Annotated in this window: 17 protein-coding genes and 1 pseudogene; 12 read left to right on the forward strand and 6 right to left on the reverse strand. The window is 38.5% G+C overall.

What is annotated here, in order from left to right; genetic code table 11:
- Positions 1-9: 9 nt before the first annotated feature.
- Both H4683_RS18195 and H4683_RS18200 read left to right on the forward strand, forming a co-directional pair.
- Entirely contained in the window at positions 10-1,068 is a 1,059-nt protein-coding gene (locus H4683_RS18195; RefSeq protein WP_225942208.1) for a DUF3048 domain-containing protein, read from the forward strand.
- A gap of 28 nt (positions 1,069-1,096) precedes the next feature.
- Positions 1,097-1,405: a YerC/YecD family TrpR-related protein gene (locus H4683_RS18200; RefSeq protein ID WP_192600256.1), complete on the forward strand. Its 309-nt coding sequence runs from the start codon at positions 1,097-1,099 to the stop codon at positions 1,403-1,405.
- A gap of 198 nt (positions 1,406-1,603) precedes the next feature.
- Here H4683_RS18200 and H4683_RS18205 read toward each other — a convergent pair whose 3' ends face one another.
- Positions 1,604-2,755, reverse strand: a complete 1,152-nt coding sequence (locus H4683_RS18205) for a DUF5050 domain-containing protein (protein WP_192600257.1) — start codon at positions 2,753-2,755, stop codon at positions 1,604-1,606.
- A 294-nt stretch (positions 2,756-3,049) separates the two neighbouring features.
- Between H4683_RS18205 and H4683_RS18210 the strand changes: the two genes are divergently transcribed.
- From H4683_RS18210 to H4683_RS18225, 4 genes are all read left to right on the forward strand, one after another.
- Positions 3,050-3,271 (forward strand): hypothetical protein, encoded by a 222-nt coding sequence (locus H4683_RS18210; RefSeq protein ID WP_192600258.1) that lies wholly within the window; start codon positions 3,050-3,052, stop codon positions 3,269-3,271.
- 73 nt (positions 3,272-3,344) lie between these two features.
- On the forward strand, positions 3,345-4,466 hold the full coding sequence (locus H4683_RS18215; protein ID WP_192600259.1) for a response regulator: 1,122 nt from the start codon (positions 3,345-3,347) through the stop codon (positions 4,464-4,466).
- Between the two features lie 153 nt (positions 4,467-4,619).
- A complete protein-coding gene (locus tag H4683_RS18220; protein WP_192600260.1) occupies positions 4,620-5,237 on the forward strand; it encodes a class D sortase in 618 nt (205 codons plus the stop codon).
- 402 nt (positions 5,238-5,639) lie between these two features.
- On the forward strand, positions 5,640-10,199 hold the full coding sequence (locus tag H4683_RS18225) for a collagen binding domain-containing protein (protein WP_192600261.1): 4,560 nt from the start codon (positions 5,640-5,642) through the stop codon (positions 10,197-10,199).
- A gap of 134 nt (positions 10,200-10,333) precedes the next feature.
- Here the strand turns inward: H4683_RS18225 and H4683_RS18230 are convergent, their stop codons facing one another.
- On the reverse strand, positions 10,334-10,819 hold the full coding sequence (locus tag H4683_RS18230; protein ID WP_192600272.1) for a sigma-70 family RNA polymerase sigma factor: 486 nt from the start codon (positions 10,817-10,819) through the stop codon (positions 10,334-10,336).
- Positions 10,820-11,049: 230 nt separating this feature from the next.
- Between H4683_RS18230 and H4683_RS18235 the strand changes: the two genes are divergently transcribed.
- Both H4683_RS18235 and H4683_RS18240 read left to right on the forward strand, forming a co-directional pair.
- A complete protein-coding gene (locus H4683_RS18235) occupies positions 11,050-11,577 on the forward strand; it encodes a competence protein ComK (RefSeq protein WP_225942209.1) in 528 nt (175 codons plus the stop codon).
- A 75-nt stretch (positions 11,578-11,652) separates the two neighbouring features.
- On the forward strand, positions 11,653-13,035 hold the full coding sequence (locus tag H4683_RS18240) for a S41 family peptidase (protein ID WP_225942214.1): 1,383 nt from the start codon (positions 11,653-11,655) through the stop codon (positions 13,033-13,035).
- A 118-nt stretch (positions 13,036-13,153) separates the two neighbouring features.
- Here H4683_RS18240 and H4683_RS18245 read toward each other — a convergent pair whose 3' ends face one another.
- Entirely contained in the window at positions 13,154-14,302 is a 1,149-nt protein-coding gene (locus tag H4683_RS18245) for a polysaccharide deacetylase family protein (RefSeq protein WP_192600264.1), read from the reverse strand.
- A gap of 199 nt (positions 14,303-14,501) precedes the next feature.
- Positions 14,502-14,651 (reverse strand): sporulation histidine kinase inhibitor Sda, encoded by a 150-nt coding sequence (gene sda, locus H4683_RS18250; protein ID WP_192600265.1) that lies wholly within the window; start codon positions 14,649-14,651, stop codon positions 14,502-14,504.
- Between the two features lie 628 nt (positions 14,652-15,279).
- On the opposite strand from sda, the gene H4683_RS18255 reads away from it, so the two are divergent.
- Positions 15,280-17,433: a hypothetical protein gene (locus H4683_RS18255; protein ID WP_192600266.1), complete on the forward strand. Its 2,154-nt coding sequence runs from the start codon at positions 15,280-15,282 to the stop codon at positions 17,431-17,433.
- 406 nt (positions 17,434-17,839) lie between these two features.
- On the forward strand, positions 17,840-20,677 hold the full coding sequence (locus H4683_RS18260) for an S-layer homology domain-containing protein (protein ID WP_192600267.1): 2,838 nt from the start codon (positions 17,840-17,842) through the stop codon (positions 20,675-20,677).
- Between the two features lie 70 nt (positions 20,678-20,747).
- On the opposite strand, the gene H4683_RS18265 is transcribed toward H4683_RS18260, so the two are convergent.
- Positions 20,748-21,524: a metal-dependent hydrolase gene (locus tag H4683_RS18265; protein ID WP_192600268.1), complete on the reverse strand. Its 777-nt coding sequence runs from the start codon at positions 21,522-21,524 to the stop codon at positions 20,748-20,750.
- A 297-nt stretch (positions 21,525-21,821) separates the two neighbouring features.
- On the opposite strand from H4683_RS18265, the pseudogene H4683_RS18270 reads away from it, so the two are divergent.
- Positions 21,822-21,976, forward strand: a pseudogene (locus H4683_RS18270) (thiolase C-terminal domain-containing protein); the annotation flags it as partial.
- A 249-nt stretch (positions 21,977-22,225) separates the two neighbouring features.
- Here H4683_RS18270 and H4683_RS18275 read toward each other — a convergent pair.
- A complete protein-coding gene (locus tag H4683_RS18275; RefSeq protein WP_192600269.1) occupies positions 22,226-23,596 on the reverse strand; it encodes a DUF6612 family protein in 1,371 nt (456 codons plus the stop codon).
- Between the two features lie 147 nt (positions 23,597-23,743).
- On the opposite strand from H4683_RS18275, the gene H4683_RS18280 reads away from it, so the two are divergent.
- Positions 23,744-23,956 carry a hypothetical protein gene (locus H4683_RS18280; protein ID WP_192600270.1) on the forward strand — a complete coding sequence of 71 codons (213 nt, stop codon included), beginning with the start codon at positions 23,744-23,746 and terminating at the stop codon, positions 23,954-23,956.
- Positions 23,957-23,983: the final 27 nt, after the last annotated feature.

Raw genomic sequence — 23,983 nt, forward strand, 5'->3', positions numbered from 1 at the left:
GGGGAAGCGATGAAAAGGAAAATGAGAGGATGGTTATTCTTTATGACCATCGTAATATTGCTAGTATCGGCGTGTTCAAAGAAAGAGAAGGCGGAGGAATCTGTACCTAAGCCGGAAGAAAAAATTGAGGTTATAGCCCTTCCAAAAGTGGAGGAAGTAGCGCTATATATGGCGCCGTTCACGGGTATTAGGTCAGAAGTGGAAAATACCCGACGCCCTGTGCTTGCCACGATTAATAACCACCCGCGTGCAAGGCCACAATCAGGTATAAGTGATGCGGATATTGTCTATGAACTTGCGGCAGAAGGCTATGTTACAAGGTTTTTGGCTTTATTCCAAAGTGAATTACCTGAAGAAATCGGACCTATTCGGAGCAGTAGGGATTATTTTGTTCATATCGCAAAGGGACTTGATGCATTCTACGTGGCGCATGGTTATAGCCCGGATGCCAAAGGACTTTTGCAAAATCGATTTGTCGATAATGTAAACGGCATGCAGTATGATGGCACGCTGTTCAAACGTTCCAAAGACCGGAAAGCTCCACATAATTCCTATATTTCAGGAGAAAATGTACTTGCGGCTGCCGAGAAGACGAATTCTTCAATGGAAATGCAAAAGATGCCCTCTTATTCTTTTCATGAATCGATTGAAGATGCTAAAATAGGAGATACGGCATCATCATTAGTTGTTCGCTATGGCTCGGATCCTAACTTTTCCAGTACATATACGTATGATGCGGAAAAAGGGACGTATGAGAGAACAGTGAATAACGTTTTGGCGGTCGATAAAATAGATGGAAAAAAGGTTGAACTGTCCAATATACTAGTGTTTGAAACAGCCCATCGAACGATTGACAATGTGGGTAGACAGGCTGTAGACATCGATTCGGGTGGTAGGGCTTATTTATTCCACGCAGGTATTATGAAAGAAATTGAATGGAAGAATGTTGACGGCATCCTCATGCCGATGGAAAATGGGATGCCGGCGAAACTCGTTCCCGGGAAAACATGGATCCACGTTGTTGCTACAAAGCCAGGTATGGAAACAACGGCTACCTATACACCTTGAGGAAACCATTCGGAGAGAGGGAAGGCATATGCAAATCGATAAAATCCGTGGTCATCAGACGGATCAGCTGTTTAAAGCGATACTCGAATTGAAAGACCTCGATGAATGTTATCATTTTTTTGATGATCTTTGTACAATTAGTGAAATGCAATCGCTATCCCAAAGACTCGAAGTTGCACAGATGCTGAAATTGAAAAAGACCTATGATACAATCCAGAGCGAAACGGGCGCAAGTACAGCAACGATTTCAAGAATACGCCGCTGCGTTGATTATGGTTCGGGTGGATATGACAAGGTATTGAATCGACTTTACCCCGAGACAGGGGAAGAAAGTTAAGGAAAAAAATAAGATTCAACAACTGTGAGCTAGACGGAGAAAGATTCTGTCTGGCTTTTTTGTCCCGCGGTAACTAAATACAGGACGTCCTGTCACAACGTCTGTACGAATACGTCCTGTGCGAGTTCCCCTGATTGAAGTTACACTTTGTGCATAAAAAAACGAGCTAATCGTTCAATCCGATTGGCTCGTCCATATTCACTTCACACTCAACGTATGCACTTTTTTTGTTTTGGAATCCATGAACTGTACTGAATTTCCAATGACGGACACATTAGTAGATGGGATAGTGTTCAAGCTTTGTAGATTGGAGCCATCCAACTTCATCTTATGTAAATGACCACTCATTGAATAGTTGCTGAAGTAAATCCAGTCGCCAGCAATATCGAAATAAGGAGCTCTTACATTATTGACTTTCTTCTTTGCTTTTCCGTCTTTTGTAATACGGTACAATGTATGCTTGTCCGAAAGGCTACTATAATAGTAATGGCCTTTCGCTTCTACCAACGAACTGAAATCATTGAAATAGTTATATTTCTTGCTCTTTGCAACTGGGAAGCCAGCTTCGTTCCATTTATGATCTTTTCGCAGTTGGTCAGAAGAGACAAGGAAGTATTTGTAACTTACGACTCCTTCTACGTTTGGTACAGGGTCATCCCAAGTGATATCCATAGAATAATAGTGTCCATTTAGCTTGACTAAATTCCATGCGTGGAGGCCGCCGTTTCCAGATCCTTCTACATAGTAATTCTCAATGCCAAGACGATCCATTAGAAGTTGAGCTGCTTTCGTGTATCCTTCACAAACGGCAACCCCTTTAATAAGTGCTCCATAAGCTGTGTAAGAATCAGCAGGAACTGTGTTATTTAGGAGATTATCATAGTCGTAGGCTACATTCAATACTATGTAATCATGAATTGCTTTTACTTTGTCAAAATCTGTGGAACCTGATTTGTTAACAATAGCCAATACTTTGTTCATTTCTTTTGAAAGAGCTGCTGCATTTTTTTGAGCCGAATCGATAGGAATAACATATGAAAACTCGATTTTTCCATCTGACCATGTTATTGCTGATTGATAGTAAAGAATTTCTGGGTTTTCACGTGCAACTTGTTGAATAAGCTTTCCGACTTCCTTGTACGTAAGTTCTGAAGTGTCGAATTGACCCATCTTCTCATTTTTTAATAATGCAGAACGGATCATTTTATAGGAGTTGGGTGCTTCTGAATTTACAGTTGCTGCTTTCGCTATATTATTCGAAAGAATTCCTGTAAATGTGTTCATTGGATTGCCCATGGATAATGGAACCACAAGTATGATGATAAATAACAAAATAAAGACTTTTCTCATTGAAAACCCTCCTAATTTTGTGTATGACTATTTTGGTTGGCAATATAAACTATTTCAAGACATTAAACTAAACAAGCGGAACAGGACTTTAGACTATGAAACTTATATAAATTAAGTATACCATAACGCATATTGAATACAATGGTGTTTTGAAAATCTATTCATAATATTGAATAAAAATAAAGTTTTACATAAGAATACTGTTTTAAAAACATTAAATATGTAGCGGGGGATATTGGTAATAGAGTGAGTTGTGCGTATAATTAGGTTTAAATGAAGGAGGTGTGGCGAGCGATGAGAAGATGGGTTGCAATTTTCGTATCGATTAGTGTTGTTGTGATAACTATTGCAGGTTCGCTATACCTTACTATTTTTCCAAATAAATGTAGTCCGATTGCGATCGACGGTATATTAGATTTGAGAGACTGGAATTTCGAAGAAAAAAGCACGTTGAAATTAGGGGGAGAATGGGAATTTTATCCGGCATTAACGGGCAGTAGCCCCCCCACTGATTGAAGATTAACTTTATTGGAAAGTGAAGAAGGGCAAGAGACGAAAATTACAATCATTCTTCCGGAGGTGAAAGAACTTGAAAGTCTTATTGGTTGATGATGAACAATTGGCGATTGATGTCCTTGAAATATTATTAGGGAAATTAGAAGGAATTGAAATTGTTGGGAAATATACCGATCCACAAATTGCATTTCAGGAGCTTGGAAAAGTCGAAGTTGATGCCTTGTTTCTTGACATGGAGATGGGGGGAATTCACGGGCTTCAATTTGCCGAAAAGTTAATGACGTCGTTTCCATGTATTGATGTCGTATTTGTCACCGCCTACCCTCAATTTGCAATGGAGGCATTCGAAGTGAATGCTATCGACTACTTATTGAAACCTGTAAATATAGAGCGGTTAACTAAAGCAGTTAGCAAGATACGGGAAAGGAAGAAACTCTATGAAGGTATGAAACAAAAACTGGAAGTTGAAGAATGTCCGTTGTTTATTCGTTCCATGGGTGCTTTTCATTTGCTCGATTCAAGTCTTAATGAAGTGAAATGGCGCACAAAAAAGAGCAAGGAACTGTTTGCTTATCTTTGGCACCACCGTGGGGATGCGATTCATCGGGCGCGGATCATCGAGGATTTATGGCCAGGATTGCCCGATGATCGAGCTGCGACATTATTACATACGACAGTTTATCAAGTGCGTAAAAAAATCAAAGAAATGGGCATTAATAATCCAATCAAATTAATGAATGAACAGTACATGCTGAACGTAGATGTACCGAGTGATTATGGCCTGCTAAAAGAAATTCTTCAATCAACGCAAAAGACAGAGAAGAATATTGAGAAAATAATGGGATTATACCAGGGACATTATGTAGAAGAGGAAGATTATCATTGGGCACTTCATGAACAATCCACTTTGAAAAGGTTTTTGCTAAACTATTTCGAAGAATATATTTCAAGTGAAAAAAAGAACAAAGATTCATTTTATATGATTGAACATTGTTTGGATAAGATGATTGAGTTGGAACCGTACAGTGAGAACTACATTATTTTACTTCTCCGACATTATGGGGAGACACATAATAAGCAAAGAATGGTAGCATACTTCCAAGTATTTAAAAAGATGTGGATTGACGAACTTGGTCTTGACCTACCACAAGAAATTGTCACTCTCTATAATGAATATATAATACTTGATTGGTAAAGTAGGATAATTCATAAGAGTTCAAGCTATGATCTTCTTTATTGGGAAAATAATGAAAAATAGAAAGGTGTTTAGAATCATTTTAGCGAAATTCAAATGAGAAACACAGGTTTGTATTTTGGGTTTTTTCATCTTCGAAAGGGGGAATCAAAAATGCGTAAAGGGATAGGTTTACTCTTGATAGTTGCCGGCTTGTTAATTGTTTTTTATCCTCAACTTCAAAAAATAGCATTTGATCGCGATCAGAAACAATTGGTTGCTAGTTTTGAACAATTAGGAGATACAGAATTACTAGAGCAATTATCATCAAATTCTGATGAAGCAGCTGTAGTTCAAGAGTACACTCAGAAAAATGATGAACAGTCCAAACTGTTGGATGGAGCCAGGGGAATCATGAAAATCGACAAAATTGACTTTGAAATGGTTGTCTTCGAAGGGGATAGCCCCGCCGTTCTCAGCAAGGGCATAGGTATGATTGAACCAGAAAAAGAATTTGGCGTAAACAATATAGGACTAGCTGGACATCGAGCACTCTCAAAAGGAAAACAATTCAATCGCCTAGGCGAACTACGAGTAGACGATGAAATTGAAGTGATGACACGAAAAGGAATATACAACTTTGTCATTGTCGATACGTTTGTTGTCCATCAATCGGAAGTGTCCGTGCTAAAGGACACTGAAGAACCACTTATTACACTCGTTACCTGTACACCGCTAGGCACAGCTAACCCACCAGATCGTCTGATTGTCCAAGCTAAACTGAAAAAATAATCACCTCTATCATAGGGCACTTCATGAGTGTCCTATACCTCACAATTGTTCAAGATTCGACATGTTTTGTTGGGGAAATCGTCGAAAAATGTAATTTGTTCAGAATTTGTTCAGATTCATTTTGGTAAAGTCTAATTTAGTGCCATATATTTTGGAAACTTCACATCTTGAAGAAGAGAATAGGAAATGCGCAAAGTCATAGGAATACGATTACGATTACGATTGTATTGATAGTTGGCGGCTTATTTATTCTTAATTTCAAAAAAGCAGTATTTGACCGCGATTAAGAACAACTATCTGCTAGTTTGGTAACTTCTATTAAAAAAGAGATAGTTGTGTCGATGTAAATAGTATTGTGTACCATCATTAAAAAGTAAAAATACAATTAAGGAGTGATTAATTATGAAAGTAAAATTAAATCTATTTGCTCTTTTGTTGTTACTAATCGGTCAGACAATTTTAGGTCCGATAGCAACGGCGAGTGCGAATGAATTCGGTGGAGAGACAGCAAGTGTAAGTAATGAGATGAGTCTAACTGAAGCTAATCAAGAAGAGGGGACTGGTGAACCCGAAACCCCTCCAAGTGAAAATGTAGAAGGAGAAGGAATCAGTGAAGTACCTAACGAAATAGAGGATATGAAGGAAGAGTCTGTAATCGAAGAAGGTATAGCAGAAGACAAAGATGCCGCTAAAAAGATAGAAAAACCGATGATGAAAATGGGTTTAATGGGTGTTGTTGGACCAGAAATCATAGCCAATATCATAACAAAAGTGGAGATGAAAGATAAAAAAGATGGTGAATTAATTAAAGATATTCGCCCGGCTCAAGATTCAGATGTGTGGATCGAGTTTGAATGGTCCATTCCAAGTGGCCATGGTTATAGCGAAGGTTCCACATTTACATTTGATCTTCCAGAAGGGGTTTCACTAGGGGGTACAACATCTGGCGACCTGATTAATGGTGCTGGAACGTTTGTTGTGAACAACGGCATAGTAACCTTCACGTTTAGTGATAAAGTCAATAATGGTCAAGAACTGAATGGGGATTTTCATGTATGGAGAAAATTTGATGAAAGTAAATTTGTAGACGGTTTAAAACAGGACATTGAATTTAATATAAAAGGGGCTATTACAAAGATCCCTATTCATTTCAAAAGTAAGACCGATGAAAAAATAGAAAAAACAGGAACAGCAAATAAGGGAATGAACCCGGGGAAGATTGACTGGGTGGTCGATTTTAACAAGAATGAAGATACGATTGAAAATGCTGTCTTTAAAGATGACCTCCCAGTTGGACTGACGCTTGAGGGGGACATCGAACTGTTTAAGCTAATGGTTAATTTAGATGGCGAAGTAGTAAGTGAAACGTTGGATAGCACTCATTCTAGCTTCCCTCTAAATTTAAACACTATCAAAGACGCATATCGAGTGAAATATACAACGAAAATCGATGGAACTAGTGACAAAACATTTACTAATAGAGCATCAATCTCTGGGGTGAATTATCCAGAAGAAAGTGATTCAGATGATGTATATGTACAATTTAGCAAGCCACTTACTAAAACGTCAACTAACTATGAGTCATTCAAGCAACTAATTACCTGGAAAGTCGAATACAATTACAATGAACAAAAAATTGATCAAGGGAATGCGTGGATTAAGGATACATTTGACACGGCGCAACAAGAATTAGTGGCCAACTCATTCGAAGTTTATGAAATGACCATCGATGATAACGGATACGCTATGCCAAAAACGCCGCTGACTGAAGGTACTCACTTTAACGTAAACAAAACTCTTGATGGTTTTGAGTTGAAGTTTGTCAATGAAGTGACAGCTGCTTACGAAATCATCTATCAAACAAAAGCGGTGAATCGTGTTTACGATGAAAGCATCCCTGTTAAGAACGAAGTAGAGATGTATGGAGTCCCAAAGGAAAGCGAGACTATATATACCAATCAAGAAATATTTTGGAAATACGCAGGAACAGTAGACTATGCTGCAAAAACAATTGAATGGAGTATCGATCTAAATGCTGATGAGAAGATCATGACAAATGTCGTCATCACAGACAGTTACAAAGATAAAGGGATGACGTTCATTGAAAGTGACTTGAATATTAGTGGTTTAATCAAAGGCACTGATTATACGGTAGCACCGGAACCGGATTACAGTGAAGGATTTAAAATTGTGTTTAGCAAACCAATCGACTCGAGGCACATAATTACTTATAAGACAAAATTCGATTCAACTAAACCAGTTCCAGCGGGTGGTTATACGAACGAAGCAACTCTGGATTGGGATGAGAAACCTGCGACACAAGCTCCAATTAAAAAATCTGCCACACCTACTATTGATAATTACACAACTGATAATGGGAAGAAAACAGGTACGTACGATGCCCAAACAAAAGAAATTACATGGACCATTGACATCAATTACAACTTAAATAACATCGATGAAGCAATAGTCCGAGATTTTTATACAGGGTCTCAAACAGTTAAAGCGGGTTCCTTAAAAGTGAATCATTTAACACTCACTGGTTCAGATGATGGGGTTATCCCTGGTAACGAATTCACTAATTACACATTTGACACCAAAACGGAAGCTGGAAATGACGGTTTCGAATTAAATCTTGGAAAAATCGATACCGCATATCGCATCACATATGTAACAGAACTTAAAAATCATCCTGTAGTAGAAGAATACAAAAATAATGCGACATTGCAAGATGGTAGTAAGCCGGGACTTTTATTTGAAAAAACAGCGACCGTCACACCTCAACACGGCGGAGAGTACGTTTACAAAACAGGTGAACAAATAGAACCATTCTCGGACACCGCGCTTTGGACAGTAACTATTAACCGTAGCCAGTCATTTGTAAGTAAGGGGGCTGTATTGACTGATGAGCTATCCGTTAATCAAATGCTACTTGCAGACTCGTTCAAACTCTATGAAACAACAGTGGCAACATCTGGTGACGTGACGAAAGCGGGTCTAGTAGCGGCAGCGGACTACACAGTAACAGTAGATGCAACAAATGGCAATAAATTCACACTGAAATTCAACAAGGACCTTGATACTGCTTATGTATTAGAGTACCAGTCGTTTATTAATGTGCTTCAAAATGAGGAGATAAGCAATAAAGTCGAATTTGAAGGTGCAACTCATTCCGCTGGGAAAACCGATCATAACGGACACTTTGCAGTGGTACTATATGGAGCAGGTGGCGGAGCAAATCCAAGTGGACAAGGGAAGATTAAAGTTAAGAAAATAGATGCAGATTCGGGTGTGGCATTAAAAGGTGCTAAATTTGAACTTTATAATTACGCATCTGACGATAAAGCAATCCTACTTGAAACACTTATCACAGATGAAAATGGTGAAGCAGTTACCTCTAAAGATTATAGATACAATGATACAGACGGTATGAAATATAAACTAAAAGAAGTTACTGCACCTGATGGATATATAATCGCAGATGGGTATGATGCTGAAAAAGGAAAAGAAATTAAATTTAAAGATCCAAGTACTCCTTTCATAATTGAAAACAAGCAACTTTTTGATGGATTTGAGTTCACTAAAGTTGACGAGGTCGATCCAACTAAAGGATTAGCAGGCGCTATCTTTAAATTAGAAAAGACTGATGGTACGTTTGTTGCTGAAATAATATCAGGCGCAGACGGCAGGGTTTCTAAAGGTGAACTAAAGCCAGGCCACTATCAATTAACAGAAATAAAAGCACCAGAACATTATTTATTGGATGCTACGCCAATACCATTTGAAATAACGGCAAATCAAATTGCGGTCGTGAAATTGGCGGACGTATCCAATAAACGTGGTAAGGGGAAATTGGTCATCACAAAAATCGATGCTGCTGACGATACAAAACTAGAGGGTGTAGAATTTGAGTTGATTGATAGTACAAATGTAATAGTTGACACAAGTACTACTAAAGCAAATGGTAAAATTGAATTTGATAATTTGCTATATGACAGCTACACATTAAAAGAAACAAAAGCGAAAGACGGCTATGTTATCGATGTCGATGCTGCCAGCCAGAAAGTAGTAATTGATTCAGCGATACCTAAAGAATTGGTGATTAAAAATAACAAAAAAGTTCATGCGTTCAAATTAGTGAAAGTCGATTCAAGTAATGCCGACATAAAACTTAAAGACGCAGAGTTTAAGCTACTGAAAAAAGACCCCTTTGGCGATTATGGTTTGGTTGTCGGTAAGGATAAGCTAACAACTGATGATCAAGGAGAAATCCATGAAGAAAGTCTTGAACAAGGTGATTATCAGCTAGTCGAAGTGAAAGCACCTATTGGCTATAAAATGGATTCAGCTCCAATCGAGTTCACGATTGAAGACAAGCAAACAGAGCCCATAAAATTAAAAAAGGAAAACAGTAAGATTCCATCAAGTCCGGGAGTACCAGTCGAAGAACCAGGCAAAGAACCAGGCAAAGAACCAGGCAAAGAACCGGGCAAACCAGGCAAAGAACCAGGCGACAAACCAGGCGACAAACCAGGCGACAAACCAGGCAAAGAACCAGGCAAAGAACCGGGCGACAAACCAGGCGAGGAACCAGGCAAAGAACCAGGCAAAGAACCGGGCGACAAACCAGGCGAGGAACCGGGCGACAAACCTGGAGAAGAACCAGGCGAGGAACCGGGCGACAAACCAGGCGACAAACCAAGCGAAGAACCAGGTGGCAAGTCAAATAACGAACCTAGTAAGTCGAAGAATAAAGAAGATCCGAAGAACCCAGGTAAATCTGGTAAATCAAATTTAGAATTAACCAACGGAAAAACACTAATCAAAAACAGTGGACCAAAATTACCCCAAACAGGTGAAGCATTCCCAATCGGTTCACTACTAGGAGGATGGGCAACAATTCTAGTTGGAGCGTGGCTATTATTTAGCAACAGCGCAAGAAGAAAAACAAACATGCTTTAAGAATCAAAGCAACCCCAGTCATCTATATTTGACTGGGGTTTTATCCTGTGGGAAACCATAAAGTTCTGGATCTGTGGATAACCTATAATCTCCTCATGCACAAAAAATTCCACTCTCACGACATCCAATCACATCTACTTCAACACCAACATCCCTCTCAACTTAACCAATAACCGCTCTCGTCGTTTCTTAACTCCTGCTACTGAAATTCCTATCTCCTCAGCATATTCTGCTAGCGTTAATCCCTCGACAAATAATCGATGAACAAGTTCCCGCTCCACGGGTTTTAATAAAGCGAATGCTTTATTAAGGAAATCCGACCATTCTATTGTTTCGGAGACTTCGATAGCATTCAAGATGTCGAGAAATTCATCTTCCATCTGCATAACATGTTCATTGAATCGGCTTTCTTTTTTCAATTCATCCAACATCGCACCTCGAATGCTTCGAGAGGCATAGGGTGTGAAATTTCCTTTTGTTTCATCAAAGCGCTCCCAAGCTTGCCACAAAGCGATTCGACCTGCTTGCCTGTACTGGTCATAATCACGATAAATGTTCAGTTTGCGAATCGTTGCAGAAATCATTGGCTCATACTGTTTCAATACAACTTCGAATTTCATCAAAATAGTAGCCTTTCAGACCGTGCACGATGCATTTATATTCCCGGGTAACTATATAGTAGTACATTAGAAATAGAATAACGAATGAGTATTCGTGACGTTTGGCATGTAAAACGAAAAGTTCGTGGTGTTAAAACGATACGTACATACTACTATTAGTTACAAAATTCTATGTTTTTGATAAATTCTAACTATGAAACCTTGTGGAAGAATGGTAAAATAAAAGTATTATGGGAAGAGGGGGTATTTTTATCTTAATTCATACAGACGCATACTGGATTGATTTACGAGCATTGGCGATTAAATTTTTTTTTACAAACGGATTTAAATCAAAAATTTATACAACACATGGCATCTATTATTCGGAGTTGGATCCACGAGACTTACTAAATAGTGCATGTTTAATCTATTTTTCTACTAAGAAAGGTCGCATACAAGCTGCAACGATTTTGTTAGAATACTCAAAAAAAACACCTTTTCTTATTTCACCTTACGAATTCGGAGTTTTTCCAACTGCATCATCAAAAAATTTGGATTGTGTATGGATTTTTAATCAGCCCTTTTCAATTTACGAAGTGGCAAAAGGTATATCGATTGTCACGTTCATCGACGGAACATCCATCAAAGTAAATGCCTCTAAAAACATCATTCTAAAACAAAGACAACGACTATATACTTTAATGAGCGTATCGCGTGATATGGTGAAGCAAAGGGATATCCATTTAGAAAGAAAACATCGGATTTCGGAAAAACTTTGAAATTTTAGGAATCTAACATCCGATTGGAGTATACTAATCGTATGAACGCAAATGGGAAGGAAGCGGCCGTCTGTGATGAAAAACTTGAAATTACTATTGTTCATATTTACCTTGTTAGTTGTTTGCATGCCGATAGTGGCTGATGCATCCATAGAACCGATTGATGAGATTCGAGAATTAATCCGCGACAATTATGTTGATGAAGTTCAGGAAGTTGTGTTAGCGAAAGGATCAGTAACAGAGATTATGAAACATCTTGATCCTCATTCAATTTACATGAATGCAAAGGAGTATCAGGATTTCATCAACGGAATTGAACAGCGAATTGTTGGAGTCGGTGTTGTATTGGAAGAGGATCTTAAAGGAATTAAAATTACATCCCTCATTCCAAAAGGGCCGGCTGAACGGGGAGATATCCGACCAGGCGATATAATCACACATGTGAATGGACGAAGTGTCGTTGGTAAGCCCGTACAAATCGCAATTTCCTTAATCAGCGGTGAAGAAAACACGACTGTTACATTGATGATTACAAGGAAGGGTCAAGATGCGCCGTTGACCAAAAAACTTATAAGGGAAGAAATCTTTTTGCCAAATGTCGAATCTGCAATGCTTGGCGGGAATATCGGTTACATTCGCTTGAATAGTTTTGCCACAGAAACTTCCAGAGAAGTGGAGAAGGCAATCCGGTCATTACAGGGTGCTGACAGGTGGATTCTGGATCTTCGTGATAATGGTGGAGGATATATAACGGCCGCCCAAGAAATTACGGGATTCTTCCCGGATGCGGGTGAGGCTTTCCAGTTAAGAGACAGGGAATACGGTACGGTTAACTATCCATCGATTCTCCAATTGAAAAAGTTATCAGGTACACCAAGTGTTTTAATAAATGAGTACAGTGCAAGCGCGTCGGAGATGGTTGCGGGATCAGTGAAGGAGCAAAAAGCTGCTATTTTATACGGACAGAAGAGCTATGGCAAAGGGTCCATGCAATCGATGTTCAATTTCCCAGATGGTAGCGTGTTGAAAATGACAACTGCAAGATTTTATTCGCCAGGTGGTCAGGCTGTGGATAAAATCGGTGTGAAGCCGAATAAACTAACTGAAAAAGGAAAAGAACTTGAAATAGCGCATCGTGACCATTTGTTGGCCAAATTAAAAGGGTTTAGACAACTGTCGGATATGAGGAATGTTCCAGTTGCTAAGAAGTTTACAGTTGAAATGAACATGAAAATGGATTGGAAAGGTATGGAGACTTCTGCGATTGAACTCATCGAACTGGGCGGAGAAGCAAGTGAGGTCGTTGTCGAAGTAAAAGATAATAAAACGCTATCGGTATTTCCGACAAAATCACTAGTTTCAGGTAAAGATTATCTACTAATCATCCATCCGCGGTGGAAAAATCAGCAGAAGAAGCCTGTGCAACAAGGAGTTTACTTGGACATATCAGTGAAATAGTCAACTTGATGATGAAAGAAAACAACGTTCCGTTTCAAAGTGAATAATTTACTAGAAAAAGAAACCACCGACTTATGTCGCGGTTTCTTTTTCGTTGGATAAGTATTTCAAGTGCTAGTTATTGTCCTTGCAATTTTTCCGCAAAATCCTTCAGGCTCATCTTCGAGTGGACGCGCTGACGTTTCAGATTAAACAAAGAATCCCCTTGAAAGACGTTTCCTTCATCGATCGTGTATCCACTTGTTATGCCAGCAGATTGTAAGGCAATGATGGACTGTGCACTGCGTTTACCATATGGATAGGCATGCGCCATAACAGGAGGGCCATCATTCAGAATCTGTTCAATAGTAAGGTTCGCCTGCTGGATATCAGAAAAGATAGACTGCTCAGACTCAGATTCTAGAAGGCTCATATTTGTATAGGAATTGAACATATGAAAAGCATGTGTATGGTTTTGATAGGAAAAAATATCGTGTGTCTGGAAAATATCCAATTCTGAAACCATGTTGGGCCGTTCGATACGGCTAGTAATTAAAAATGAGGTAGCCTTGAACCCGTGATCTTTCAGAATCGGATAGACGAGTTCGATTGTGGACTTGTATCCGTCGTCGAATGTGATGAGGACCGACTTTTTCGGCAACGTAATCTTTTTTGTAACCCAAGATTCCAGTTGTTGCGGTGTAATTGTCGTCCAGCCGTCCTTCTTCAAATAGTTCATTTGTTCCTTGAACTTTTGGAATTCTAATTCGGAAATGTTTTGACCTGGTTTACTCTGAACAATGTCGTGATACATTAAAACTGGAATTCCTGGTTCAGTTTCCAATTGGCTTTTATGTATATACGCTGTTTGCCCGCCCATAATAACTGGATAATAGTGACCTTTTAACTTTTGTACATGGATTGTCATGTTTGGTTGGATATGCCCGATTATTTTAGCTTGATTTGTTGGGCGTTCCACGATTTGGGTATACTTGGCGGTTTTAGCTCGTACCGGATGAGATCCTTTCCAGTTTTCTGGTGCGTCATTTACAATCTTTGCGTTTTTTTTCGAAAATTTTACTTCATCGTTTCCGATGACTGTATGGTAATAACGATCCGATTCCTTCGTGACTGTATGCGAAGTTCCTTTCAAGAAAACAGCTACCTTTTGTTTATCATCAAAAACAGGCGCCGATTCAGTCATTCTGATTGACTTCAAACTAGAAGCCTCAGTAAAAAAGGGAATGGTAACTAAAAATAATAGTGCAAAGAGGATTACTTTTTTCAATTTCCAATACGCTCCTTCTCGAATAATAAGTATTCGGACAGGATTTTCTCTCGTCCAAATCCTATTATAAGGCTTTAATTTTATAAGTGTAGTTTTTGAATAAATAGAGTTGGTTTCTTGGAGTGAAAGAAGGGAATAGAAAAATCAGCCATGCTGCTGAATTGGCTGATTTTTTGACCCATAATTTATTCCAGCTACTTTAAAGAGAGTAGGAAATATTCGGTAGTTGATTTTGTAAAGAGCGTATGCGGATTTCTGTTTCAAGTAGATGGATAAAGTGTAGATTCAGATTTAATTCTATTGCTATAAAGTATGACTTTACTAGCAAGTCATCTGATAGTTTCAGCATTTGTTAACTCACCCCCTTTCTGTATTGATCGAATAGGTATATTCCGAGTCCAAAGCACATAGTATGGTAGTTTCATCGGTGTACATATAATTTACCAAAGAAACTGGTTTGGAACAACCGTTCTCTTATCCACAGACACAAGTGGATAACTTGTTAATAGTTTGTTTATAATGTCTGTGAATACATAAGTAGCATACTGTATAACGTTAATAACTTTATCCACAGATGTGGAAAAGTAAAAAAAATGTCGAAAACTTTCTTGTTGCTGAACGAAGAAACGACACTTGTTGCAAAGAAAATCGTATGGAAAAGTGGTTTTTCTTTAACTTGACGCCAATCACCCTTCGATTAATAAAATCTACCTCCCTACTATCCATCGTATCTTCGTTACTATTCCCACATAATGAAGAAAAAAGACATTAACGGATTTGTGTCTATTTTGAATTGAAGATAATGTTGTACTATGAAAGTAAAGGATTTTTCAGCTATTACGCATTATAAAAAAGGAGTGAAGTAAATGGCTGTCAATGTTTATCTTAATTTTAATGGGAATCGTCAGTCTTTGTAATTCGCTATCGTTACGTTATACTAAATACCGAGATGATACCAAAAATGGAAGGGGTATAAAATGTCGAAACTACTTAAACTAGTACTCAGTCTTTTGCTTATTTTCGCAGTAGGTTATTCGTTTTCTGAATCAGCAAATGCCGAATCACGTACATATCACTTGTTTATTAATTCGAAGATGAAACAGTGGGAAAGTACAAACGAATATGAGCCGATTATCAAGAACGGGATTCTCTTTGTTCCACTAGAAGCGTTTGCAAATACTGTCCACAGTGATTTGGAAACGGGTTATTTTGATATTCCAGATAACACACTACTTTTCAAAACGGCCAATTCAGGTCATATCCTCATTCCAAATCACACGGAAAAAGTTGTTTTTATCGACAAGAATCGTGAATTTGAATTGGAAGCGAAGTCGTTCATCGTAAAAAAGAAGGCAACATGGAAGACGCTTGTTTATGTTCCGTTGTCGTTCATCACTGCAAAAGATGGTTTGAATCTAAACGTTGAGAAAAAAGATTATTTGGACAGGTCGACGCTAATTTACAATGATAAGGAAAGAACGATGCCTATTCCACCTGTTTCGACCGAGGTAGGGAAATCGTATCCTGATGGTTGGACTGCGCCAAAACTAACTTCGTCGTTGGACATGGATCCAGCGAAAATGCAGAACGTGTTCACGGCCGAACTCGGCTTTACAGACGGAAGGTTTTATGATCTACCTAGTCGTGCATCGGTTATCCGTGTTGAATCGTTTCGAGGGGGAGGGGCTGTCATCACCCATTCGATGTGGGAACAAAAGAGTGTGAAGGAAAGCTATCGTATTCCCATAGTCACGCTTGAGTTACTGAAGCTCTATTTTGGAAATGATGCAGTAAAAGTGGTGGACTATTATGAAAAAGGGAACCTGTCTGCTAAGCCGCTCTTCTTTGAAGCAGGAGGAATGTACGGTTATATCGTGCGGGAGAACGGAAAAACAATTTTAAGAGTCGGTCGAGAGCCGCTTGAACAACAGTATTATATGGATTATGAAAACCATTGTAAAATCATCGACACCAATAAAAAACCGGTCTGGAACGGACAAGCTTTTCATAAAAATCAGATAGGCAGCGTGAAAGTGCTAGAAACGACTAACGTTGTTAACAGGATAAATAAGATTGTCAAAACGGTGAAAAAAGGTACTATATTACGTGTTTTATATGTGGAAAATGGTAAGCTGACAATAAGTTCTGATGAATTCATTACGCTAGATAAAAAAGTAGCATACACTGAAATCCCGGCTGCTGAGCAATTTGCGATGTCATGCGCACTCGGATCGAACATTGAAATGCCAAAAATGTCCGCATTTAATGGCAGTGATTACGTATTTACGATTGCTGAATCATTCACAGGCGTGAAGAAAATGGTTGGTGTTAACAAAAAGACGGGGAGTGTAGTCGAATTCCCGCTTACGGGGCCAGCGAAAAACAATGCTTTATCGCTTGTGGAATTGAGAGAGACGAAAAACGCGATCTATACCCGTGATGCCAATTATCTTGATGTCATCCAGACATCTTTAAAGAAACCATTTGGATCCAAGGTCATATTGAAGGACGTCAGCCATTATGAAGTACTGTCAAATGGTATTGTCTATGTAAAAGTCGAGCGGAAAAGCGGCAAAATTGTTCAATCAGCTGTATACACATCTGATTTAGATGGAAAAAACAATAAATTAGTTAAAAAACTGGACGCAACGTATACGTTTTCTCCGATTTTCGGATATGACGACAATGCAATCGCCGTCATACAGTATGATAGTAAGACGGGAAAAAACGAGCTTCAATCTGTCAATCTAAAAAATGGTAAAATCACTGTTTTGAACAAGTTTCCGAAAGGTACGCGCTATTCAGAGGCATTAGTAAAAATGAATGGCAAAGGCTCCTTTGTGATCGGTATCCAGAAAACGGCTGCTGCCACGGCAGATTTCAGCACCGACTGGTTCGTCACCAATATGAAAGGTGCGATTTTGGGCAAATTCAAAGTGGAGGGACAGCAGCTATTATCTGTCCATTTGGATAAAGGGAAATTCAGTACTAACATGACAGACTTTATGCATGGTGCCTATTATAACGTACCTATTCAAAGTAAAACCGGGAAGAGGGACAGCTTGACGACAAAAGACGTTGCCGGCAAGACTTTCTACAAACGGGGCGAGGGTTGGTATTTGGTACGTTAATCAACCAGTTTCATGGTTAGTGAAATGAGTAGTGGTACTGGAACAAAGTTAAATGCCACATCATAGGAATCGATATTCCTATGATGTGGCATTTACTATTAATTATGGATATCAATCATTCTCATGCATATACATAATTATTGTTTAGTTATACTTCCATTTCAATGGAGAATTTCTAGAGAGTTCACGGGTTTAATGGGCTGTATAGTAAATCCTTGTCTCTATTACTATAGTAAATATAGAACCCAGAAGATGGATTATGATAGACAGTTTTATATATGCTAGTATAGTGGATGTAAGAAAATAAGGTACATAGCAGTACCCCATATTTTACAGAGAAATAGAATTGAAAAGTTCTATATTCACACAACTCATTTCTATCTACCCAAAGGGAGGAAATTATTCAATGACTATCAATCAATCACAGAAGTACAAGAAGTTTCTAGTAGGAGCGGCATCAGCTGCTCTAGTAGCATCTGCAGTTGCACCGGTGGTAAGTGCAGCAGATCTTAAAGCTACAAAAGGTAAGACGCATGACAAAGCAATCGAGGCACTATCTAATTCGGGTATAATTTCTGGATATCCAGACGGCTCATTCAAGCCGAACAAAACACTAACTCGTTCTGACGTTGTAAAATTTATGGGCAAATGGCTTGTATCTAAAGGTTACAAAGTACCGACAGACTATAAAACAAATCCACGCTTCAGCGATTTGAAGTCAAATTCAAACGATGAGCTTCTTAAATACGCAGCAATCGTTAAAGACAATGGCGTATTCAATGGAAGTGACGGTCGTCTATTGGCTAGTGACAATATCACTCGTGAAAACATGGCAGTCGTTCTTGTTCGCGCATTCGATCGTGTACATGATATAGAACTTATAAAATACGTAGGAGCACAAGATTTCAAAAAAGACGTGACTGATCTAATGGAAGCGAAAGCTGAAGCGCGTTCGGCTATCGACGTTCTTGATTTCTTTGATATCACGAATCCAGAATCACCGAAATTCAACCCTAGAAATACAACGACTCGTGGACAATTTGCTACATTCCTTTACAAATCGATTAATACAGACTTCTCTGCAGCTAAAAAAGTTGAAGTGAACGAAGATCAAGTTGCAGTGGATGCTGCTGCTGACTTGGTGAAAGCAGGAACAGTCGAAGTTTCCCGTGGAGAGCAAGCGACTGCTGAAAACAAACTTGTGGCAGTCCAAGCTTATGTTGATGGCCTCATTGCTGGTAAGGGCGTTGTAGCAAAAGTGGTTGTTGGAACAACTATTAACGACTATAAAGTCACTTTGACAAAAGGGGAAGCGAAAGCTGAAAAAGCGATAACTGTAACAGTTGTATTTGCAGTGGATGACCGTTTTGTAACGAAAGTGAAGTCAATCAATGCAACGCAACTTGAAGTAAGTTTCAGCACAGCTGTAGCTGCTAATTCAGTTTTAAATGCGGACGGATCATTTATAGCGGGCACCGTCACTTTATGGACATTGGACGGCGTAACAGCTATTCCTGTATCTGGTAAACTGAGTGCGGACGGAAAAGTATTGACGGTGACTACGACAGCACCATTGTCAAAACGTTATGATTTTAAAGTTGAAAACTTGAAATCTAAAGATGGCAAAACAATCGATAAATATACAGAAATGATCACAATCGCTGCCGATAAAACAGCTCCTACTATTCTAAATGTAGAAAGAGTTTCAGCTTCTCAAATGAAAGTGAAGTTTTCAGAACCGATGAAAGCTTTCACTGCAACAACATTTAAATATGAAGATGGTTCAGCTGTGAACGGCATTACAGGCGTTATTACTACAGGCGCAAACGAAATCATCTTCACAATGGATACCAACGTATCTGTAACTAAAAGGATTGTTGCAACATTCATCGGTGCACAAGACCAAGCGGGTAACTTAATCACGCCTAACCCTGCAACGGTCTCATTCTTGAAAGAAGGTGCGGATGGTGTTGCTCCAGTTATCACTTCAATTACTCAATCTGGTGCCACTACATTCGCAGTTAAGTTTTCTGAGCAACTTATTGGAAATCCGATTGTAACAGTTGGCGGTATTGCGGTGACCACAATCGTTAAAGATGCTACAGATTCTACAACTTACAATGTGACAGTTGGTAGTGTTTTAGATGGTGCTAAGACAGTAGCAGTCTCTTCCTTCTCAGATTTAAGTGGGGAAGCGGGCGTTACAACAAGCAAAGTTGTTACATTTGTTAAAGATTCGAATGCTCCTAGAGTAGTAACAAGTGCAGTTGTTCAAGATGCAACGAATGGCAAAGAGTATTTGGAGCTTACATTCGATAAAAACATCAATCTTGCAACCGCGCCAGCAATTTCCAACGTCAGCGGTGTTGGAACATATGTGAAAGACTTTGTAACAAGTGATTCAACTAACTTTGCTACTACACAAGTATCGTACAAAAATGCAAGTGATAAAAAAGTTGTACGTGTGGAATTGAATGCTTTCTTGGGGACAACTGGTTTTAAAGCGGCGACATATACGCTAGATTTGACATTTACTAATCTAGCAAGCGACACAGCTACAGCTGTGAGTACTGCCCATGTGACCTTTACTCGTGGAGAAGATGGATCGTCCGTTAGCAATCCAGTAGTGGCGGTAACTTCCATAGTTCAAAATGCTGGGAATAACAATAAAGTGAACGTCACTTTTGATAAAGCAGTCGACGGCGCATCTGCGATCAATCCGACGAACTATAAAATTGATGGAGCTATTGTTGAATCTGTAACGTTGAATCCGGTAGTAGGTGGAACGCAAGTTGCTGTACTTAACTTGAAAGCCGATTCAAATGCATTTACAGGTATACGTAATATCAACATTGAAAATATTAAAGCACTAGGTTCTTCAATAGTCATGGAACCTTACTTCACCAACACTGTTTTACTTACAGAAAATGTTGCTCCAACTGTGACGTTTGCCAAATTAACAGATGTCAATAAAGTTACCCTTATTTTTTCTGAGGCAGTTAATACAACTGCAGTCACTACTGATTTCGAGCTTCTAATTGGTGGAGGGACTACTGCGACGAATGAAAAAGTTTCAACACCCGCTGGGACTGGGGTCAACTCAATCAACCTGATATTGCAAGACAATATAACTAATGAAAATATAGCTAGTGGTTTCTCTCTTAAAGGACTACCTTCACTTAACATAGTGGATGCAGCTGGAAACAAACTTTCACTACCTGTAAATATTTCAATAACACAGTAAAACATCTATAAAACTTACAAAAACGCCCAATCAGGAATTTCCGATTGGGCGTTTTTTTCTTTTTGTACAATTAAAACTCGTATTCTTCTCCATAACCGAGGACTACAACTTTAGTCCTGTCATAGTCTTTTAGTAGTTCTGCTAGTTCGTTATCTTTATCCATCATTTTTTCAACGATGGGAGATGCAGCTAATAATAGTTCGAAATTTTCGGATGAAGCGGCTGTTTCTTTCGTAGGGAATGTATGACTTGGTATTACATAATCGACATCTAATAAGTTTCTCACGGTATATGCCGCATCTTTTGGCCCCATAGTAAAATGGCCTGATGAAGAAAGAATTGCAATCGTGGGTTCGTATAATTCTTGTATTAATTTAATATCATACGTAACGGCTGTATCACCAGAATGATACACAGTATGGCTATTATCAAAATCAAAAACGTAGCCCGCGGATTGGCCAGCATAAATAGGGGTTCCCTCCATTTCTCCAAAAGAAGAACTATGTTTTGCAGGCACCATTGTTACAGTGGCATCTTCCAATAGGATGGAACCGCCTAAATTAATTGGATAAACATTTTTAACCCCTTTTTGAAGAAGAATGAGCGCCAACTCATACTGGGCGACAACGAGAACGTCTGGATTAGCAGTGAGCACTTTTTGAAGACCGCTGGTATGGTCGAAATGTCCATGTGTAAGAAATACCGTATCTATCGATTTGAAAAAATCATCATCATCATATTCCTTTGGACATCCAGGATTCATGTCGAAGAATGGATCAATGAGATAGTTTTTTTTGCTGTTACTTTTAAAAATATACATGGCGTGACCAAGGCGTAAGATTTTCATACACAATTCCCCCCTTAGGATAGTTGCTACTATGAAAACATATATGTATATTTTATGGAAGTCAAGTATAATCCGATTCTTCAGAAACTGAAATCATTATTGAACTTTTTCAAAGCTGATTTGATGTATAATTTAAAAATCAAAGATTTTTGGGTATGATTAATGCTAAGCTATTAACAATGTTGTAATATCGTACTCCAAAAGGAAGTTAAAAAAAGAAAGGTATGTAAATTGTAATGAAAAAAACAGAAGATAAAAATATCTTGGTAGCATGATTTTCCCAGCTGTCAAAAAGACATTGAGATCCATGATTTTTTTCGATGACCGAAATAGTGGCGATTGAGGAGTTTGGTTTCTTTAACAAACGTGAAGGATGGAAAGCGGCTGAGGAAGGCCGTACCAAAGTAGACGGGGACAAACCTGTCAATACAAGTGGTGGACTGTTATCCCGCATTAATGGGCAGTAAGACACCCACTAATTGAAGATTAACTTTATCCGGTGATGGGGTATTTGGGCTTTCCACTGATTGGTGCGATTATCGTTGCATGGGTTATGAAAGACGTGATAGTGCAATTAGCAAATGACTCCAAGCTGAATAAAAGGAAAAATTGAATAGGATTGTACAGTCATCTACAAAATCCATAAAAAACCCTCCCATCCGGAAATTTCATCCGATTGGGAGGGTTTTTACTTAAAACGCTTATTTCTTTTTAGCATCCGCTACAGTTTTTTCAGCTGCTGCTTCAAGTGCTTTCATGTACTCTTCCATGCTGATTGCTTTTGTAAGGGCTTCTGCAGGGACTTTAATTTCTTTCACTGCATTATGGTTGCTGAATGTGCCATCGATTGTTTGTTTGATAGAAATTGTCTCATCGTCCATTCCCATTGTAAGGTTAATGTTACCTGTTGTAGAAAGTGGGAATAGTTTCTTTTTGTCGATTGTTGTAACCATGTAGAATTCTTTGACTTCGATTTTCATAGCATCGAAAATTCCCTCGAGATCTTCTATGGTAGCTTCTTCTTCTTCTTCTTTAGTAGCTTCTTCAGTTTTAGTAGCATCTACCTTAGTCTCTTCTTTTTTAACATCTTCTACTTTAATTCCTTCTACTTTACCTTCTACTGTAACTTCTTCTGTTGTAACACCATCAGGTAGAAGACCCATTAGCATGGACATTGCTTCATCCATCATTGCACCGTAATCCTCAGTCGATAGTGTTTGTGTCATTACGTAAACATCTTCGTATTCAAAGATATTAATGCCTTTAACGAATTTTTTCATCAACTCTAACTGTGCAAGTGGATTAGCCTGTGCTTGGGATACTTGTAGTAGCCCCGCTGTTAGACTGTCATCAAACTTGACCCAAGTATTTAGTGTTTCATCTTTCAGGAAGTAACCGTCTTTTGTGAAGTAAGTTTCAGAAGTCTGGTTGTCAGTCTCTCCTGCAACTTTCATGGACATTTTGGAAAGCATATACATTGCAATCGGCTCTTGGATGATATCCATATTCATTTCCATGAACATGTCCATTGAACCTAGTTCACCTGATGTTTCCATTTTTTGATCTAATACCATTTTTGTTGAGTAGCTTTTCAATTCTACTGCCAGCATTTTTTCTAAAAATGCATCAACGTCTTTAACACGGTTTGTCTTCACGTTAACCGTCTTTTGATCTTCCGAAAGTTTTACTTCAAAACCATCCAATGTTGCTAAGAATTCGCTAGAAATATAATTTCCTGCGTTTCTAAGCGTCAGTGGAAATTCAGTGTCTGCTTTCTTACCATTTACTTTAATTTCGCTTGCATTTGTATTGAAGTCAACTGTCAAATGCGTGTTTGTTACAGAAACTGTACCGTCTTTTTCTTTAGAAACTTTGTAGCCCGCTTCTGTAAAAAGATTTTCAACCGGAATTAATACTTGACCGTGTGACATAAATGGCTGTTCGTAGCCTGCTACTTCAACGCCGTCTACTAGTACTTTTACTGAGTCTGTACTAGCAAATGTTGTTCCAGTTGGCATTGCCAATGAAAACAACAAGACCAATGCAAATATCCATGATGTAAACTTCTTCAAAAATAAAACCCCCATTAAATATTTTGGTAGAAACTACTTACCATAATAGTAAGTATACAGTATCTACGAAAATAGTTGAAAAAGGTTTCACATATTTCAAAGATTCATAGAAGTATTCGGATTTTATTATTATTAAGGGACTTATTAATGACTTTTGGTACAGGTTCTCACACAATTCCGGGCATCTGTACAATTCGTATGTTTCATCATACGAGCCGAATTTGTAAACTTGTTAACGTTGTTATCAATGTGGACGATAAGTTTTTATTTTTAATAATTGCTTTTTATATAGAACCTGAATTATTCACGCATGTACGAGAAATCGTGAATTTAGCTAGAATTCATGATCACGTATTTTGATTTTGTAAAATCTATCATCTTTTGTGA

Source organism: Sporosarcina limicola, from assembly GCF_014873855.1.
Lineage (GTDB): Bacteria > Bacillota > Bacilli > Bacillales_A > Planococcaceae > Sporosarcina > Sporosarcina limicola.

Coding starts and splice junctions, on each gene's coding strand:
- H4683_RS18195 (WP_225942208.1), top strand. CDS start 10: ATGAAAAGGAAAATGAGAGGATGGTTATTCTTTATGACCATCGTAATA.
- H4683_RS18200 (WP_192600256.1), top strand. CDS start 1,097: ATGCAAATCGATAAAATCCGTGGTCATCAGACGGATCAGCTGTTTAAA.
- H4683_RS18205 (WP_192600257.1), bottom strand. CDS start 2,755: ATGAGAAAAGTCTTTATTTTGTTATTTATCATCATACTTGTGGTTCCA.
- H4683_RS18210 (WP_192600258.1), top strand. CDS start 3,050: ATGAGAAGATGGGTTGCAATTTTCGTATCGATTAGTGTTGTTGTGATA.
- H4683_RS18220 (WP_192600260.1), top strand. CDS start 4,620: ATGCGTAAAGGGATAGGTTTACTCTTGATAGTTGCCGGCTTGTTAATT.
- H4683_RS18225 (WP_192600261.1), top strand. CDS start 5,640: ATGAAAGTAAAATTAAATCTATTTGCTCTTTTGTTGTTACTAATCGGT.
- H4683_RS18230 (WP_192600272.1), bottom strand. CDS start 10,819: ATGAAATTCGAAGTTGTATTGAAACAGTATGAGCCAATGATTTCTGCA.
- H4683_RS18235 (WP_225942209.1), top strand. CDS start 11,050: ATGGGAAGAGGGGGTATTTTTATCTTAATTCATACAGACGCATACTGG.
- H4683_RS18240 (WP_225942214.1), top strand. CDS start 11,653: ATGAAAAACTTGAAATTACTATTGTTCATATTTACCTTGTTAGTTGTT.
- sda (WP_192600265.1), bottom strand. CDS start 14,651: ATGCTGAAACTATCAGATGACTTGCTAGTAAAGTCATACTTTATAGCA.
- H4683_RS18255 (WP_192600266.1), top strand. CDS start 15,280: ATGTCGAAACTACTTAAACTAGTACTCAGTCTTTTGCTTATTTTCGCA.
- H4683_RS18260 (WP_192600267.1), top strand. CDS start 17,840: ATGACTATCAATCAATCACAGAAGTACAAGAAGTTTCTAGTAGGAGCG.
- H4683_RS18265 (WP_192600268.1), bottom strand. CDS start 21,524: ATGAAAATCTTACGCCTTGGTCACGCCATGTATATTTTTAAAAGTAAC.
- H4683_RS18280 (WP_192600270.1), top strand. CDS start 23,744: ATGACTTTTGGTACAGGTTCTCACACAATTCCGGGCATCTGTACAATT.